Here is a 16,970-nt window from a genome sequence, read left to right as displayed (position 1 = left end):
GAGACCCGGATGGCTCATCGGCCGCCGTCGCAGCCCCCGGTGCTCTCGGGTTACGACTACAGATTCCCGCTCGGAACCGGCGGTTTCGCCGACGTGTTCCTGTACGAGCAGGACATGCCGCGCCGTTCCGTCGCGGTGAAGGTGCTGCTCGCGAACCTCGTCGACTCCGACGTGCTGCGCATGTTCAACGCAGAGGCCGACGTGATGGCGAAGCTCAGCCCGCACCCGTCGATCGGAACGGTGCACGCGGCGAGCATCTCGGCCGACGGCCGGCCGTATCTGGTGATGGAGTACTGCCCGTCGCCGCTGATCCGCCGTGATGAGAACGGCATCAGCGAGCGCGTCAGCGTCGACCGCGCCCTGCACGTCGCGATCAAGATGGCGAGCGCGCTCGAGACGGCGCATCGGGCGGGCGTGCTGCACCGCGACATCAAGCCGTCCAACATCCTGCTGACGGCCTTCGGCGCCCCCGTGCTGACCGACTTCGGCATCGCGACCAGCCTCGCGTCGAGCCACCACGAAGAGGTCTTCGCGATGAGCGTGCCGTGGAGCGCCCCCGAGGCGCTCAACGAGACGACGACCGGCACCGTGACGAGCGAGGTGTGGTCGCTCGGTGCCACGATCTACACGCTGCTGGCGGGGCACGCGCCGTTCGAGAAGCCCGACAAGAGCGAGAACTCGCGGGCCAAGCAGCGCATGCGCATCATCCGCGAGCGGCCGCGCACCCTGCCGGACGACGTCCCCGACCAGGTGCAGCGCATTCTGATGCGATCGATGTCGAAGTCGCCCGACGCGCGCCAGCAGAGCATGCTCGCCCTCGCGCGCGAGTTCCAGCAGGCGCAGGCCGATCTCGGCCTTCCGATCACGCCGCTCGAACTCGCCGTCGACGAGTGGGCGCCGCAATCGCGGCCGGAGGATTTCGGCAACTCGGGCGTGCGCGGTGCGGTGGTCTCGACGGTTCCGGTCGAGAGCGGCCGCACGCGCAAGCAGGCACGCGTGGGGCGCATCGCGACCGGCGGCAACACCATCGTCGCGACGCGCGGCGAGGCGGACGCCGAACGTGCGCGGCTCAGCGCCGCGAGCGTCGCGGGCATCGTGGGCGGCGCGATCGCCGTCGCCCTGGTGGGCGCGGCGGTGTGGCTGGTGTACGCGGGGGTTCTGTAGGTGGCAGCCCCCGGGGGCCGGCGCGCGCGATGGAGCGGTGCGCTGCGCAGCACGTGGTTCAAGGTCGGTGCCGCCGTGGTGGCGGCCGGGGCCCTCGTCGCGGGCGCCTTCATCGCCGGCGGCTACGACGTCGATCAGGCGAAGGTCGACGACGGCTCGGTGTGGGCGCTGCAGACCGGCCAGGGTGAGCGCTACGCCCGCGTCGACACGGCTCTCGGCCAGCTGGACACGGTGAAGAGCATCACGAGCCCGAGCGATCTCGTGCAGGCGAACGGGCATGTGCTGCTCTATTCGCAGAGCGACACGAAGGTCGCCTCTGTCAATCTCGCGCAACCCGCGACCTACGACACGACGACGAGCTCGTCGTCCCCGTTCGTCGAGACGCCCAGCGGCACCGTGACCGTCGTGCACACGGGTGACTACCTCGGCTATCTCTCCAACACGGGCGCGGTGCACGCCGCCAGAGTCGAAGACGACGGCAAGAACACGCAGGCGGTCGCTGCGCCCGGCAGCGGCGGCAAGAGCGCGTTCAGCGCGGACACGATCGCGATCGGCACCGACGGCATGCTGTACGCCTATTCGCACACGACGCGCTCCGTTCTGCGTTACGACGTGAAGACCGGCAGGACGGTGGGCACGGATGCCGTCGCCGGCGGTCCCGACAGGCCGGGGGCGTCTCTCACCGCGGTCGGAAGCAGCTGGGTGCTGCTCGCCCCCGGCGGGGGGAGCCTCTGGATCCGCGGAGTCAAGGGCGCAATCGACACGAAGCTCGACGGCAAAGCCGTGCTGCAGCAGCCGTCGGCGAAGAAGCCGGTGGTCGCCGTCGCGAGCAGCAGTCAGCTCGCGACGTTCACCCTGAAGGACGGCGCGCCGAAGATCGTGGAGCGTGGCCAGAGCGGCGTCGCCGCGGCGCCGGTGTGGAACGGGACGAAGCTGTATGCCGCATGGGTGCAGACCGGCTCGGCGCCGGGCAGCCTGTGGTCGGGGCGGCTCGACATGTCGGGTGTCGTGAAAGGCAGCGCCAAAGACCTCGACAACGGCAGTCGCGAGGGCCAAGCGAGCACGCTGCAGCAGACGGCGACGCCGGTCTTCCGCAGCAACGGCGGCGCCGAGATCCTCAACGACACCACGAGCGGGTGGGTCTGGTCGGTGCCGTCGGCGAAGATCGTGCAGGGCTCGCAGGACTGGGACCTTAACCAGAAGGAGCAGTCCGCGCCCGAGAATCAGACGCAGCAGACCGAGCGCGAGACGGACCCCAAGCCACCCGTGGCAGTCGCCGACAAGTTCGGGGTGCGCGCCGGCTCGCTCGTCTCGCTTCCGGTGATCCTCAACGATTACGACCCCAACGGCGACGTCGTATCGATCGTGCCGGGGTCGCTCGCCGGCCTGAACACGGCATTCGGGCAGGCATCCATCGCGAACAACGCGCAGTCCATCACCGTTCAGGTGGAGCCGGGCGCGAGCGGAACGGCGACCTTCCAGTACACGCTCACCGACGGCACCGCGGGCGGCGGCGGCCTGAAGTCGAAGCCGGCGACGGTGACGCTCACCGTCAGCCCGAGCGGGACTAACGCTGCGCCCGTGTGGTGCAACGGCGCGACGGGGAACGCGTGCCTCTACAACTGGCCGAACGGCGTGAAGGTCGCCCCGGGCGGCTCGGTCGAGATCCCCGTGCTGCGCGGCTGGGTCGACCCCGACGGCGACCCGATGTTCGCGCAGTCGGCAGCGGGCGGCGCCGACTACACGGTCAGCGTCTCGCCCGACGGCACCCTCGTCTTCCAGGCGGCGCCGACCGCGCAGCAGAGGACGGTGACGATCCCCGTCACGATCTCCGACGTGAACGGCGCCACAGCCGAGAAGAACCTGCAGGTCGTCATCACCGGCACTCCGACGCTGCAGGTCGAGAACTTCGGCCTCATGACGGCGGCCGGCGTGCCGATCACGGTCGACCCGTCGTCGCACATCAGGGGAGCGAAGGGCACGGCTCAGATCGCGAGCGCCACGTTGGCGACGTCGAACCTGCAGGCGACGGATGCCGGCGCGTCGACGAGCTCCGACGAGGCGAAGGTCACCGTCGACAGCTCCGGGTCGACCTTCGACTTCGAGGCGCAGCAGCCGGGTAGCTACCCGGTCACGATGACCATCAGCGACTCGGGGGCGAAGTCGTCGACCGCCACCGCGACGGTGCGCATCACGGTCGTTCCGCCGGATCAGCCGCTGCTGTCGACCTCGCCGGTGACGGTGTTCGTGCGCCCCCAGACCGACACCTCGGTCGACGTGTTCTCCGCCGTGCAGAACCCGACCGGCCACGTGCTGCTGCTGAGCGCCCCGAAACCCAAGCCGGCGGCCGGGGCATCCCTCGATGTCGACGTCGTCGGCCAGTCGCAGCTGCGTGTGCGCGGCACGACCGGCACGGGTGACGCCGGGCTGCTCGGCACGGTCGAGTACACGGTGAGCGACGGCACGAACACACCGAGCATGACCGTCAAGGGCGTGGCGACCGTCTATCTGCTGCCAGACCAGCCGCCGAGCCGGCCGGTCGCGATCAACGACTCGGTGACGGTGCGCGCGGGCGCGCAGGTCGACATCCCGGTGCTCGCCAACGACGTCGGCCCGAACGGCGACATCGTCGAGCTCGACCCCTCAAGCATCCAGAACGCCTCACACCAGGGCCTCGCGTTCGCCTCCGGCCAGGTGCTGCGCTACCTCGCCCCTGAGACGTCGCCGGGCACGAAGCCGATCACCCTGCGCTACTCGGCCTATTCGGCGGGGAATCCCTCGGCGAAGTCCGAGGCGACGGTGACCGTCAACATCCTCACCAAGGAGGGCGACCGCCCGCCGCAGCCCCAGATGCTGACGGGGCGCGTCGCGGCGGGGGCATCCGTTCGCATCCCCTTCGACCCGTATGGCGTCGACCCCGACGGCGACATGGTCGCGCTCGACCGCATCATCTCTCAGCCGAGCGACGGCACCGCCCAGATCTCGGCAGACGGCACCGCGATCGTGTTCACGGCGCTCGCCGACAGCCAGGGGCAGCAGAAGTTCAGCTATCGCGTGCGCGACTCCGAGGGCGAGACCGGCGAGGCGACGGTGATGGTCGGCGTGCTGAACGCACAGACCGACCCGGCGCCGGTGACGTTCAGCGACTACGTGCAGGTGCAGGCGGGCGCGGGCAACCAGGTCGTCGTGCAGCCGACGGCGAACGACGTCGACCCGAGCGGCGGCGAGCTCAGCCTCGTCGACGTGACGCCGGATGCCCCGAAGGACAGCTCGCTGTACGGGGTGCTGAAGCAGAACATCAAGTCGAAGAACGCGTCGCAGGTAGTGATCACCTCGACCCCGAACGCGCGCACACTGACCTACACCTACTCGGTGAAGAACGCCCAGGGCGACGTCAGCGCCGGCCTGATCGTGGTCGACGTCGTGATCGGCCACGTGCCCGACTACCCGGTCGCGGTCGACACGGTGGTCGACGCGCAGAACCGCGCGCGGCTCGCGCAGGGCATCGATGTCGTGGCCGGCAAGGTCTCGTGGGGTTCTGGCGACATCAGCCGCCTCAAGCTGTCGCTCTACAAGAAGACCGACGGCGTCTCGGTCGACGGCGACACGATCAGCGTGTCGAAGGTGCCGAGCTCTGGCCTGCTGGTGCCGTTCGAGCTGACCGGCCCCGACTTCACGGGGCAGAACGTGACGACCTACGGATTCCTGCGAGTCCCGGCCCTCGCCGACGTGATCCTCGCCCTCAAGGCCGACACGAAGCCGTTCGAGGTGAAAGAGGGCGACTCGCGGAAGATCAAGCTCTCGGACGTCGTCAGTGTGCCGCCGGGCTCGGCGCTCGACGCCCAGAGCGGGTCGATCAAGACGACCAAGGCGCGCAAGGCGGCCTCGTGCTCGGTCGACAGTTCCGGGCAGCTGACGTATGACGCGGGCGACGGCGCCCCGTGGGCGGACGCGTGCCTCGCCCCGGTGCGCCTGGTGGGCCAGTCCGAGTACACGATCCTCGCTGTGCCGTTCCAGATCATCCCGAAGCAGCCGCAGCCCGAGCTTCGGCCGGCCTCGCTCACCGCGAGCCCCGGTCAGGCCGCCGTGCGGTTCAACCTCACGCAGATGACGTCGTGGCTCGGCCACGACGACCTGAGCGGGCTGCACTTCAAGGTGTCGTACTCTGGCGGCCTGTTCTCGGTCACGCAGAGCGGCCAGACCGTGTCGGTGCGCGCGAACGACACGGCCCAGCCGGGCCTCGAAGAGGTCGCGCACGTCACCATCGCCGGCTACACGGGCGTCGGAACCGCGGCCGACATCACGCTCAAGGTCGGGCCGGCCCCGAGCACGCGGCCTGCGGGCGGCTCGGTGTCGCTGAGCTGCTCAGAGGCGAACGGCTCGAGCTGCAGCACCGCGGTCGTCGGCCGTCCCGACGAGGTGAACGCGTACCGCACCCCCCTCAAGGTGGTCTCCGTGACGCCGACCGTCACGGGCTGCACGGGCGTCACGTTCCGCGTCGCCGACGGCCGCACCGTGGAAGCCAAGTGGGGGGCGGACACCCCCGGCGGCCGGTGCACCGTGCCGTTCGTCGTTCAGGACGCGCAGGGCAAGCGCAGTGCCTCGGGCTCAGGCGACGGCTCGCTGTCGTTCGAGCTGAAGGGGTATCCGGCCGCACCGGCCGCCGTCGCGCAGGTCGCGTACGGCCCCGACAGCGTCACCCTCGCCGTCTCGCCCGGCGATGCCGCGAGCTCGTACCCCGCGCTCACGGGGTTCAAGGTGTACGTCGACGGCAAGCCCTCGGTGACCTGCGACCCCAACGGCGCCTGCCCGCCGGTGAATGGGCTGAAGAACGGCGACAAGCACACCTTCGAGGTCAAGTCGGTGAACGGCGTCGGAGAATCGCGCGGCTCGGTGAAGACGGTCGGTTGGGCGTTCGCGCAGCCCACGGTGAGCGGGGTGACGGCGACCCCGATATTCGTGCAGGGACAGACGTCGCCCACTGCCGGCGTTTTCGACGTCAACATTCCGAACATGGACAGCACTGCTTCGTCGTACACGATTCAGGTCGGAGGCGACACAGAAACCGTGCCTGCGTCCGGCGACGTGGTGACGCGACGCTTCTCGGCCACACCCGGCCAACCCGTGAGTGTCGTTGTGACTCCCGTGAGCCAGTTCGAGCAGCCTCCCGGCGATCTGGTCGGCGCGACCCCCGACTCCGTCACAGTGACGCCCGCCGGCCTGCCCACCTTCGATTCGGTCGGAACGCCCTACTCGCCGAGCGACAGCTCCATCCAGGTCTCGCCCGCGGCGCAGGGGAACCCCAACGGAAGCGCGAAGTCGGACGCCTATCTGTACTTCGCAGCGCCCCCCGGCAACGACCCCTCGTGCTCGAACACCGGCAGTAACGCGACCATCAACTACGCGCAGCCAGGTGGGAGCGACTGGGCGGTGTCCGCAACCCCGACGCTCACGGGGCTGAATCAGTTCGAACGGTATGAGGTGTACGTCTGCTATACCAACCAATTCGGTGCGGTCCAGAGAGATCTGGGTTCGATCGTCGTGTGGGATCAGTCGAACGCGCCGGTGCCGGACTCGAACGACTGCTCGTACTCCATCACGCAGCAGGGCGCCGGGCTTCCGGACTACGAGTACGGCGCGAACGCCCCGAGCTGCTCAAGCCGGAGCCCGTACAAGGGCTACCGACTGGTGATCAGCGGCAGCCAGACAACTTTCGGGACGGCGCCGGCCTTCACCGCGCGGTACTGCGATTTGACGCAGACCTTCTGCGGCGCAGCCGTCGCCATCCATGCGGCGGCCGGTTCGGCCCCGTTCCAGATGCAGGTGACGGGTGTGACCGCCGCATGCAACGTTCCCGAGTCGGGGGCGACCTCCGTCACAGTGGCGCCGAACAACGATCGCGGCGTGCCGCAGGCAGGCCCGTCCGTGACAGTCAGCGCCTACGAGTACACGACCGACGGGACCACCTGGCAACCCGGGACCGGCGATGGCACCGCGCTGCCGGCCGGCACCACCCAGATACGCAACATCCACTACACGATCACGTGGGGCCAGAGCGGGTTCGCTACGTACAACGGGACGAGCGCAGACCCGGTGAGCTGCTCGACCAACTGAAGCAATCAGAGAACACGAAGGAATATCGACACATGGCGATCAGCTCAGAGCAGGCGACCTGGTTCCAATCCACGTTCCAGGCCCTGGCGGACAACGTCGAGCAGGTGGTGCTCGGCAAGCGTCACGTCATCGAGCTCGCCTTCACCGCCATGGTCAGCGAGGGGCACCTGCTGCTCGAGGACCTGCCGGGCACCGGCAAGACGAGCCTCGCCCGCGCCATGTCCGAGACGGTGCACGGCACATCGACGCGCATCCAGTTCACGCCTGACCTGCTGCCGGGGGATGTCACGGGCATCACCGTCTACGACCAGAAGAACGGCGAGTTCGAGTTCCACGCGGGGCCGATCTTCGCGAACGTCGTGCTCGCCGACGAGATCAACCGCGCGAGTCCGAAGACCCAGTCTGCGCTGCTCGAGGCGATGGAGGAGGGCAAGGTCACGATCGACGGCGTCACGCGATCGACCGGCGCGCCGTTCCTCGTCATCGCGACGCAGAACCCCATCGAGCAGGCGGGAACCTATCCGCTGCCGGAGGCGCAGCTCGACCGGTTCATGATCAAGACGAGCCTCGGCTACCCCGACCTCGCCGCCACGGTGCGCATCCTCGAGGCGACGAGCGAGGTGCCGCACGAACTCAACCCGGTGATCACCCCGCAGGCGCTCGTCGGCATGTCGACGATCGCGCGCGCGGTGCACGCCGACCCCGTGATCTTCGACTACATCGGCCGCATCGTCGAGGCGACCCGCACGGCGTCGCAGACCCGCGTCGGCGTCTCGGTGCGTGGCGCTCGCGCGCTGACGAAGGCCGCCAAGACGTGGGCCGCCGGCCAAGGCCGCGGCTATGTCAACGTCGACGACGTCAAGTCGCTCGCCGTCCCCGCGCTCGCGCACCGCCTCGTGCTCGACCCCGAGGCCGAGTTCGACGGCGTCACCGCAGAGGCCGTCATCGGCCAGGTCCTGCTCGACGTCATTCCCCCGGTGAGGAGCACCGTGGCGTGACCTTCGACTCGACGGGCAACAGCGGCGCCACCGTCACCGGCACCGCGACCACCACGCACTTCGTCTCTGAGAGCTGGAGCGCGCGGACGCGCTTCGCTGTCTTCGCGGTGCAGTCGTGGCGCGAGATCCAGACGGCGGCGGCCGCCGCATGGTCGCGCGTCGACGACCTGGTGACACCCGTCGGCTGGCTCGCCGTCGTGGCCGTTCTCGTGCTGCTGCCACTCGGCCTGATCCTCGGCTGGATGGAGTTCATCGTCGCCGGCCTGATCGCCCTGACCGTGCTGGTGATCGCGGTGCCGTTCCTCGCCGGGTCGCTCGCCTACAAGGTGGGATTCAGCCTGCCGGTCGAGCGCGTCGTCGCCGGCTCGGAGGTGGTCGGCACGCTCACCGTGACCAACGCGTCGCGCCGCATCGAGTTCCCGAGCCGCATCGATGTTCCCGTGGGCGCGGGGCTGACGGATGTCTGGGTGCCGCTCCTTCGCCCGGGTCACACCCACGGCGAAGACCTGATCGTGCCTGCCTACCGCCGCGGCATCATCGATATAGGGCCGGTCACCACGGTGCGCACCGACCCGCTGGGAACCCTGAAGCGCGAAGCGTCGTGGGCCGAGGTGCACCGCCTGTTCGTGCACCCGAAGACCGTCGCCGTGCCGTCGACGAGCTCGGGCTTCGTGCGCGACCTCGAGGGAACCCCGAGCCGCGACGTCGTCAATGAGGACATCTCGTTCCACCAGATCCGTGAGTACCAGCCCGGCGACGGCCGCCGGCACGTGCACTGGAAGTCGACGGCGAAGACCGGCCGCCTCATGGTGCGCCAGTTCGAAGAGACGAGGCGTGCGCGCCTCGCCATCGTGCTCGGCATGCACGAGGACGAGTTCGCGAGCGACGACGAGTACGAGCTCGCCGTCAGCATCGTCGGCTCGCTCGGCATCCGGGCCGTGCGCGACGGGCGCCAGATCGCAGTGGTCGCGAGCGACCAGATCCTCGACGTCGCGAAGCGCTCGGTGCGCGCCATCCGGTCGCTCGCGGTGGTCACGCCGACCGCCCTGCTCGACGACCTCGCGACCGTCGAGCGCTCACCCGCCGCGATGGAGTTCGAAGAGGTGTGCACGCTCGCTGCGCGCGCCATGAGCGACCTCTCGATCGCGTTCGTGGTCTGCGGGTCGTCCGTCGACCGCGCGCGTCTGATGCAGCTGCCGCTGCGCTTCGACCCCGGCGTGCGGGTCGTCGCGATCGTGGCGGACCCCGAGGCGCGCCCGAGCTACGGCCGCCTCGGCGAGGTCGGCGTGCTGACGATCCCGCTCCTCGAGGACTTCCGCTCGATGCTGCGCAGGGCAGCCTGATGGCGCGCCGCCGCGCCCGCGCGCTGCGCCCCGATGCCGCGCTGTTCGTCGACCTCGGGTTCGTGCTCGCCCTCGTCGCCGTCGCCGCGTTCGCCGCGTGGCCGATCTACGAGACCTGGTACCTCGCCGTCACCGTCGCGGGCGCGACCGCGCTCTCGGCCCTCGTCGTGTTCACGGGGATCGTGCGCCGCTGGTCGTGGCTGTCGATCGCGGGATGCCTCGCCGGCGGCTACCTCGTGTTCGGGGTGCCGCTCGCGATCCCCAGCGCGTTCACCTCGCGAGCCGACTTCCTGGCCGGCTACCGCGAGCTGCTCGCCGCGACCGTGCAGTCGTGGAAGAGGCTCATCACGGTCGAGATGCCGGTCGGGCACTTCCAAGCCCTGCTCGTACCGCTGCTCATCACGATGCTGGTGTGCACGGCTGTCGCGTTCTCGATCGTCTTCGGCCGCGCGCGCTGGTACGGCGCCCTCGTGCCGGTCATGCTCATGCCGAACGCGTTCGCGATCGCGTTCGGCACGACGGCCAACGGCCTCGCCCTTCACCTCGGCCCGATCACGGTCGCGGCGCCCCGGCACGTGCTGGTCGGCGTGCTGGCGCTCGGCATCGCAGGCGGATTCCTCGTCTGGCGAGCGCAGCATGCGCGCACCCTGGCTCTGCGCGAGGCGGCCGCGGCCTCAGGCATCCGTCGCTCAGGCGGCACTGCCGTCGGGAACGTGCGACGCATCGCGTCGGCGGCCGCGGTCGCGCTCGTCGGTCTGCTCGTGGCCGTTCCACTGTCGTCGACCGCGCTGCCGAGCCAGCGCCACGTGCTCTCTGACGCCGTCGACCCCGTCTCGCGCCTCAACCAGTACACGAGCCCGCTCACGACCTATCGCGCGGCGTTCGAGAGCACGGGCGGCGACCCCTACAACTCGCCGGTGCTGACCTACAAGGGCGACGCGCAGCAGCTCGGCCGGCTGCGGCTCGCGACCATGAGCTTCTACAACGGGCAGCAGTTCACGGTGCTGCCGAACGACTCCGACCGAGCGAGCGCGTTCTCGCACATGCCGCAGCTGACCAGCTCGAACCACGATTCCGGCCTCGCGAGCCTCGATGTCACGATCGGCAAGGCGTTCGACGACGCGCTGGGATCCAGTGCCTGGCTGCCGACCGTCAACGGGCTGTCGGCCATCGGGTTCACCGGCAAGAACGTCAACCAGCTCACCGACGGCTTCTACTACAACGACAAGCTGCAGTCGGGGGCCGAGCTCGCAGGCCTCAGCGCCGGCGACAGCTACACCCTGCGCGCGAAGCCGCAGGCGCGCCCCGCGCCGCTCGCTTCTGTCACGCCGCCGGTGGGCGCCGTGCCCGAGACCGACACGATTCCCGACAGTCTGACCCAGTGGGTGCAGGCGCAGGGCGTCGGCGGCGGCGGCCAGGGGCTCGCCGAGCTGATCGATCGCCTGCGCGCGCGGGGATTCCTGAGCCATTCGCTCGAGGACCCCGGCCTGGGTACCGCTTCGGCGCCGACGTGGCGCGAACTGCAGAAAAACAACCCCTTCGAGCAGAGCCTCGCCGGCGAATCCATGGACCGCATCGGCGACCTGTTCAGCGACCTGCTGCGCCAGCAGCAGCAGGCAGGCGCCGACGCCGCCCCGGAGCAGCTCGTGGCCGGCGTCGGCGACGACGAGCAGTTCGCCGTGGCATCCGCCCTCATCGCCGAATCGCTCGGCTTCCCCGCACGGGTCGTGCTCGGCTTCGCGATTTCCGACAGCGTGACGGATGCCTCGTCCATTCCCGCGTGCAGTGGGGGAGTGTGCGAGGGCAAGAACCTCACCGCCTGGGTCGAGGTGCGCGGCGCCGACCAGAAGTGGGTGGCGTTCAACACCACGCCTCAGCACAAGATCCCGCTGGCAAAGAAGCCGGAGAACACGAGCGTTCCCAAGGTTCCGACCCAGGTGCAGCAGCACGTCGCCACCGTTCAACCGCCGCCCGAGGCGAACCCGTCCGGCGGCGACCACCAGAACAACGAGCACACGCCGAAGTCGCCTGCGGGCCCGGCGGTGTGGCTGCCCGTGCTGCGCATCGGCGGCACGGTCGTGCTCGCACTGCTGGTGCTGGTCGCGCCGCTGCTCGCGCTGATGCTCGTCAAGGTCGTGCGCCGGCGCGAGCGTCGCTCCGCGCCGAGCGCGACCGATCGGGTGGCTTCGGGGTGGGACGAGCTCGTCGACACCGCCGTCGACCTCGGCCTGCCCGCGCAGGGCGTGCGGACTCGCGCCGAGACCGCGGCGCTCTACGCCGCCGCGTCCCGTGCGACCGATTCGTCTACCCTGCGTACACTTGCTCACGGCGCCGACGCGGCCGTCTTCGGCGCCTTCGACCCGACGCCCGACGAGGCCGACAGGTTCTGGACGCAGCTCGACGAGCAGCGGGTCAGGCTGGCGGCGGCGTTCCCACGGTGGCGCCGGCTGCTCGCCCTGATCTCGTTGCGGTCGTTCCGCACCGGTGGAGGAGAAAGATGACCCCGTCCTATTCGGACGCCGTTGACGTTTCGCTCGCCGGCGCGGCAGCGATGGCCGCGCTCGTCGTTCCCCTGGTGGTAGCGCTGGTCATCTGGCTCGTCGTCGTGCCGCTCGGCCTGCACCGCATCTTCGAGGCGCTGAGCGTCGATCGGTCGCGCGCGTGGATCCCATTCGTCAACATCGCGACCGTCTACCGCCTCGGCGGCCTGAGCGAGTTCTGGCTGATCGCCCTCGTCATCCCGCTTTCGAGCTGGCTCGGCGCGCTCATGCTGTTCATCGCGACGCACCGCATCAACCGCCGCCTCGGCCGCAGTGGCTGGTACACGGTGCTCGCCGTGGTCGCCTGGTGGGTGTGGACTCTCGCCCTCGGTCTGCAGCACCGCGTCGACCTGCGCGCCGCCTCCGAGCCGCTGGTCTGGTCGATGCAGCGCCCGCCGCAGGGGCCGCTCACGATCCCCTCGCAGGACGACTCGCAGCAGCCGCTGGAGGAAACCCCGGTGAGCGCGGCCGGGTTCATTGCGCCCATGCCGGGCATTGTCGAGCCGGATGCTTCGCAACTGCCCACCCGCGACCCGCAGCCCGTTCCCGTCGAGCCTGTGATCTTCGCCGCCGAGCAGCGGGAAGCGCCGCAGAGCACGATCGCCCCGGAGCAGCGCGAAGCGCCGCGTCTCGAAACGTCGCTGGTCGACTCGGCGAAGCCGAATGGAGACCCGACCCCTGCCGCGGCGCCCCGCGTCGAGACGATCGCGCCTGCGGCATCCCCCGTCATCGCCCCGCCACCGCTCGCGACGCCGCCCTACTCACCCCAGGTCCTCGCAACGCCGCCCGCCGCGCCGGCCCCGTCGCCTGCGGCCGCGCCTGCGCCCGTACCCGCACCGGCGCAGCCGGTCGTCCCGTCGCGCGAGCCCGAACCCGCGCCCGCGGCCCCGCCGCTGCCCGACCCGGCGCAGCCGCATGAAGCCGCGGCCGACCTCGACCACGCAGCCGACGACGACCCGTACGACGACGACGCGACGATCATCTCCGGCGCCCGCGCCGACGCGACGGTCGTCTCTTCCCGCCGTCGCGCGCGCTGGTGGATCCAGACGTCGATGGGCGCCCGCGTCGAACTCACCGGCACGTCGGCGATCCTCGGTCGCCGCCCGTCGCCGCATCCCCTCTACCCGGGGGCGCAGCTGATCGCCGTCACCGACGACGCGCTGTCGGTGTCGGCGACCCACGCGGTGCTCGAGTACGTCGGCGGCGAGTGGCAGGTGACCGACCTCGACTCCACCAACGGAGTGTGGCTGCTCGACCCGAACACCAACGAGGAATCCGAGCTGGGCGCCCGCAACCGCGCGCGCGTGACGCCGCAGTTCATGCTCGGCGAGCTCGGGGTGAAGGTGGTGCAGGGTGCCTGATCACAGCAGCCGCCACCAGACGGTCGTCGTCACCGGCGCCGACCCGCAGCTGCGCACGGCCGCGGCGACCGACACCGGTCGTCACCGCCGCGGCAACGAGGACTCGCTGCTCGCCGACTACCCGGTCTACATCGTCGCCGACGGCATGGGCGGCCACGACGCGGGAGCTGTGGCGAGCGCCGCGGTCGTCCGGGCGTTCTCGGGGCTCGTCGGCCGCGACGACGTGCGGCCCGACGAGGTCGCCGACGCGATTCGCCGCGCGCACCAGACCGTCGCCGCGCTCAGCGACCGCACCCGCCGCGGCGCGGGCAGCACGCTCACGGGGGTGGTGCAGGTCAGGCACGACGGCATCCCGTACTGGCTCGTGCTCAACGTCGGCGATTCGCGCGTCTACCGCGTCGTCGGCGCGCGATTCGAGCGCATGACGATCGACCACTCGTACATGCAGGAGCAATTGGATGCCGGCAACCTCACGCCAGAGGAGGCCGAGAACTTCGAGCACCGCAATGTCATCACCCGTGCCGTCGGCGCGCCGGACAGCCCCGCGGACTACTGGGTGCACCCCGTCGAGGCGGGGGAGCGCATCCTGATCTGCTCTGACGGGCTGCACGGCGAGCTCAGCGAGGCCGAGCTCTACGATGTGCTCGCCCACCACGACGACCCGGGCGAGGCGGTCGACCTGTTGCTGAAGCTCGCCCTTGACCACGGCGGCCACGACAACATCACGATCATCGTGGTCGACGTCGCTCCGAACCCCGAACCCGCGAACGCCCCGGAGCAGCGCGAGGCGCCGCAGAGCACGATCGCCCCGGAGCAGCGCGAAGCGCCGCAGAGCACGATCGTTGAGGAGCAGCGCGAAGCGCCGCGTCTCGAAACGTCGCCGGTCGACTCAGCGCAGCCGGATGGAGACCACGAGGACACCCCCGATGCCTGACACCGACGACACGGTCGTCACCGAAGGCCACGGCACGATCGAGGACACCGCCCCGGTCCTCGCCCGCCGCGTCGCCCAGACGGAATCCGCCACGAAGTTCACGGTCGGGCGTGCGCTCGCCCCGCAGGCACCGCCGGTGACAGACATCCACCTGCTCGACTTCCGCCCGCCCGAGGTTCCCGCCGGCAGCGTCGTGCGCTACAAGGCGCGCACCGACCTCGAGGTCACCCAGGTACCGGACTTCGACGCGGAGTGGAAGATCCGCCAGCGCACCGCGCGCGCGATCTCCGTCAGCGAGATCGTCGCCCACCAGAACGACGCCCGCCGCGCCTGGCGCCGTCGCGCCCTCATCACCGTCGGCGCGATCTGGCTGGGCGTGATCGTGCTGGCCGGCGCAGGCATCTGGGCCCTGCAGCACCTCTGACCCGCCCGCACCTCTGACCCGCGCAGCCTCCGACCCGCGCGTACCTCCGACCCGCGCGCGCTCACCTCGCGTAGCGCGCGCGCCTCTGACCCGAGCGCGCTCACCTCGCGTGGCGCGCGTCCCGAGCGCAGACATGGGTCGATATGCAGACGGATGCCTAACCCAGGCTCTGCGTATCGACCCATCTCCGCGCAGCGCGTCTGTTCCCGTCGTCGTCCCCCAGGCGCCGTCTGGCCCGTCGCCCCCACCCACCCCGCAAACGCGGGGCCCTTGCTATGGGGAATAGTCGCCCTGGTCAGCCGGTGATTACCTTGCTTGAGTCCGGGCCGACCCCCGGACGTTTCCGGCCACCTGCAGCCCTGGGCCGACCCCCGGGGCGTGCAGCCCCCGACCCGTGAGGAGGACGGTCCCATGGCGTCACTCACGGAGATCCTCATCCTCCACGGCGCGCTGCCCATCGAGCACCTCGACCTGATCTCGGCTACCCCGGCCGCCGAGTCCCAGGCGATCGAAACGCTCGTCGAAGAGGGCGTGCTGTCCTCGGCCCAGGTGGCCAAGGCCCGGGCAGCCCGCGCCGGCATCCAGCTCGTCGACCTGACCGACTACCCCGTCGACCGCCAGGCCGCCGCCCTCGTGAACCCCACGGTCCTCAGGCGGCACCACGTCCTTCCGATCGGCTTCGAGGGCGACCACCTGCTCGTCGCGACCGCGGACCCCGACGACCTTCCGGCCATCGACGATGTGCGCGCGGCATCCGGTCGCGCGCTCACCCTCGTCATGGCGGACCCGGCCGACCTCGACGCCGCGTTCAACCGCTACATCCGCGCTGACGGCGAGCTCTCAGACCTCACCGCGACGCTCGAGGAAGAGCGCGCGCAGGAAGCCGCCGCGAGCACCTTCGACACCGAGATCCTCGAAGACGAGGCTCCGATCGTCCGCTTCGTGAACCTGCTCGTGAGCCAGGCGATCCAAGACAACGCGAGCGACATCCACATCGAGCCCGGCGAGCACGAGGTGCGCGTGCGCTACCGCATCGACGGCGTGCTGCACGAGATGCAGTCGGCTCCCAAGGCGATTCAGGCGGGCGTCATCAGCCGCCTCAAGATCATGAGCGACATCGACATCGCCGAGCGGCGCAAGCCGCAGGACGGCCGGATGTCTGTCAGCCACGGCGGCCGCAAGATCGACCTCCGCGTCGCGACCCTTCCCACGGTGTGGGGCGAGAAGGTCGTCATGCGCATCCTCGACAACACGAGCTCGTCGCTCTCGCTCGAGAACCTGGCGCTGATGCCGCGCAACTTCGAGGTCTTCAAGGCCAGCTACACGAAGCCCTACGGCATGATCCTCGTCACGGGCCCGACCGGCTCGGGTAAGTCGACGACGCTCTACACGACGCTCAACACCGTGAGCCGCCCCGAGATCAACGTGATCACGGTCGAGGACCCGGTCGAATACCGCATGGCCGGCATCAACCAGGTGCAGGTGAACCCGAAGGCCGGCCTCACGTTCGCGAGCGCGCTGCGCAGCATCCTGCGCTCCGACCCCGACGTGGTGCTGCTCGGCGAGATCCGCGACCACGAGACCGCCCAGATCGCCATCGAGGCCGCCCTCACCGGCCACCTCGTGCTGTCGACGCTGCACACCAACGACGCCCCGAGCGCCGTCACGCGCGTCACCGAGATGGGCATCGAGCCGTTCCTGGTCAGCTCCGCCCTCGACTGCGTGGTCGCGCAACGGCTCGCGCGCCGCCTGTGCGAGCGCTGCAAGGCGCCCGTCGCGCCCGACGTGCAGTGGCTGGAGTCGATCGGATTCCCCCTCCGCGCTCTCGAGCAGGGGGCGACGCTCTTCGGGCCGGTGGGCTGCCGCGCGTGCTCGAACACGGGCTACCGCGGCCGCATGGCGCTGCACGAGGTCATGGCGGTGAGCGAAGAGATCGAGAGGCTCACGGTCGAGCGCGCGTCGAGCGCCGAGATCGCGCGCGTCGCGCGTGAGCAGGGGATGCTGACGCTTCGCGAAGACGGCTGGGCGAAGTGCCTCGCCGGTTGGACGTCGCCCGAGGAAGTTTTGCGAGTCGTCGCCTAGCGGCGGAGGA

Annotated in this window: 9 protein-coding genes; all 9 read left to right on the top strand. The window is 70.2% G+C overall.

Going from position 1 to position 16,970, the window contains the following annotated elements:
* Positions 1-9 precede the first annotated feature (9 nt).
* A complete protein-coding gene (locus ABD736_RS08315) occupies positions 10-1,164 on the top strand; it encodes a serine/threonine-protein kinase (protein ID WP_344791276.1) in 1,155 nt (384 codons plus the stop codon).
* A complete protein-coding gene (locus ABD736_RS08310; RefSeq protein WP_344791275.1) occupies positions 1,165-7,278 on the top strand; it encodes an Ig-like domain-containing protein in 6,114 nt (2,037 codons plus the stop codon).
* Positions 7,279-7,310: 32 nt separating this feature from the next.
* Positions 7,311-8,276, top strand: a complete 966-nt coding sequence (locus ABD736_RS08305; protein WP_344791274.1) for an AAA family ATPase — start codon at positions 7,311-7,313, stop codon at positions 8,274-8,276.
* Positions 8,273-9,619 (top strand): DUF58 domain-containing protein, encoded by a 1,347-nt coding sequence (locus tag ABD736_RS08300; protein WP_344791273.1) that lies wholly within the window; start codon positions 8,273-8,275, stop codon positions 9,617-9,619. The genes ABD736_RS08305 and ABD736_RS08300 overlap by 4 nt, the downstream gene beginning before the upstream one ends.
* A complete protein-coding gene (locus ABD736_RS08295; RefSeq protein WP_344791272.1) occupies positions 9,619-12,120 on the top strand; it encodes a transglutaminase domain-containing protein in 2,502 nt (833 codons plus the stop codon). The genes ABD736_RS08300 and ABD736_RS08295 overlap by 1 nt, the downstream gene beginning before the upstream one ends.
* The gene (locus ABD736_RS08290; protein WP_344791271.1) at positions 12,117-13,520 is read left to right on the top strand and encodes an FHA domain-containing protein; all 1,404 of its coding nucleotides are present in this window, start codon (positions 12,117-12,119) and stop codon (positions 13,518-13,520) included. The genes ABD736_RS08295 and ABD736_RS08290 overlap by 4 nt, the downstream gene beginning before the upstream one ends.
* Complete coding sequence (locus tag ABD736_RS08285) at positions 13,513-14,454, top strand: PP2C family protein-serine/threonine phosphatase (protein ID WP_344791270.1); 942 nt, start codon at positions 13,513-13,515, stop codon at positions 14,452-14,454. The genes ABD736_RS08290 and ABD736_RS08285 overlap by 8 nt, the downstream gene beginning before the upstream one ends.
* Positions 14,447-14,878 (top strand): hypothetical protein, encoded by a 432-nt coding sequence (locus ABD736_RS08280; RefSeq protein ID WP_344791269.1) that lies wholly within the window; start codon positions 14,447-14,449, stop codon positions 14,876-14,878. Before ABD736_RS08285 ends, ABD736_RS08280 begins: the two co-directional genes overlap by 8 nt.
* Before the next feature lie 411 nt (positions 14,879-15,289).
* A complete protein-coding gene (locus ABD736_RS08275) occupies positions 15,290-16,960 on the top strand; it encodes a GspE/PulE family protein (protein ID WP_344791268.1) in 1,671 nt (556 codons plus the stop codon).
* Positions 16,961-16,970: the final 10 nt, after the last annotated feature.

It is taken from the genome of Gryllotalpicola daejeonensis, assembly GCF_039538145.1.
Taxonomy (GTDB): Bacteria; Actinomycetota; Actinomycetes; order Actinomycetales; family Microbacteriaceae; genus Gryllotalpicola; species Gryllotalpicola daejeonensis.
The sequence above is the reverse complement of the archived record's forward strand: the minus strand, read 5'-3'. Positions and strand labels throughout refer to the sequence as shown.

Bases quoted from the DNA above. Each gene is read 5' to 3' on its own strand.
- ABD736_RS08295 (WP_344791272.1), top strand. From the start codon at position 9,619: ATGGCGCGCCGCCGCGCCCGCGCGCTGCGCCCCGATGCCGCGCTGTTC.
- ABD736_RS08275 (WP_344791268.1), top strand. From the start codon at position 15,290: ATGGCGTCACTCACGGAGATCCTCATCCTCCACGGCGCGCTGCCCATC.
- ABD736_RS08315 (WP_344791276.1), top strand. From the start codon at position 10: ATGGCTCATCGGCCGCCGTCGCAGCCCCCGGTGCTCTCGGGTTACGAC.
- ABD736_RS08280 (WP_344791269.1), top strand. From the start codon at position 14,447: ATGCCTGACACCGACGACACGGTCGTCACCGAAGGCCACGGCACGATC.
- ABD736_RS08290 (WP_344791271.1), top strand. From the start codon at position 12,117: ATGACCCCGTCCTATTCGGACGCCGTTGACGTTTCGCTCGCCGGCGCG.
- ABD736_RS08305 (WP_344791274.1), top strand. From the start codon at position 7,311: ATGGCGATCAGCTCAGAGCAGGCGACCTGGTTCCAATCCACGTTCCAG.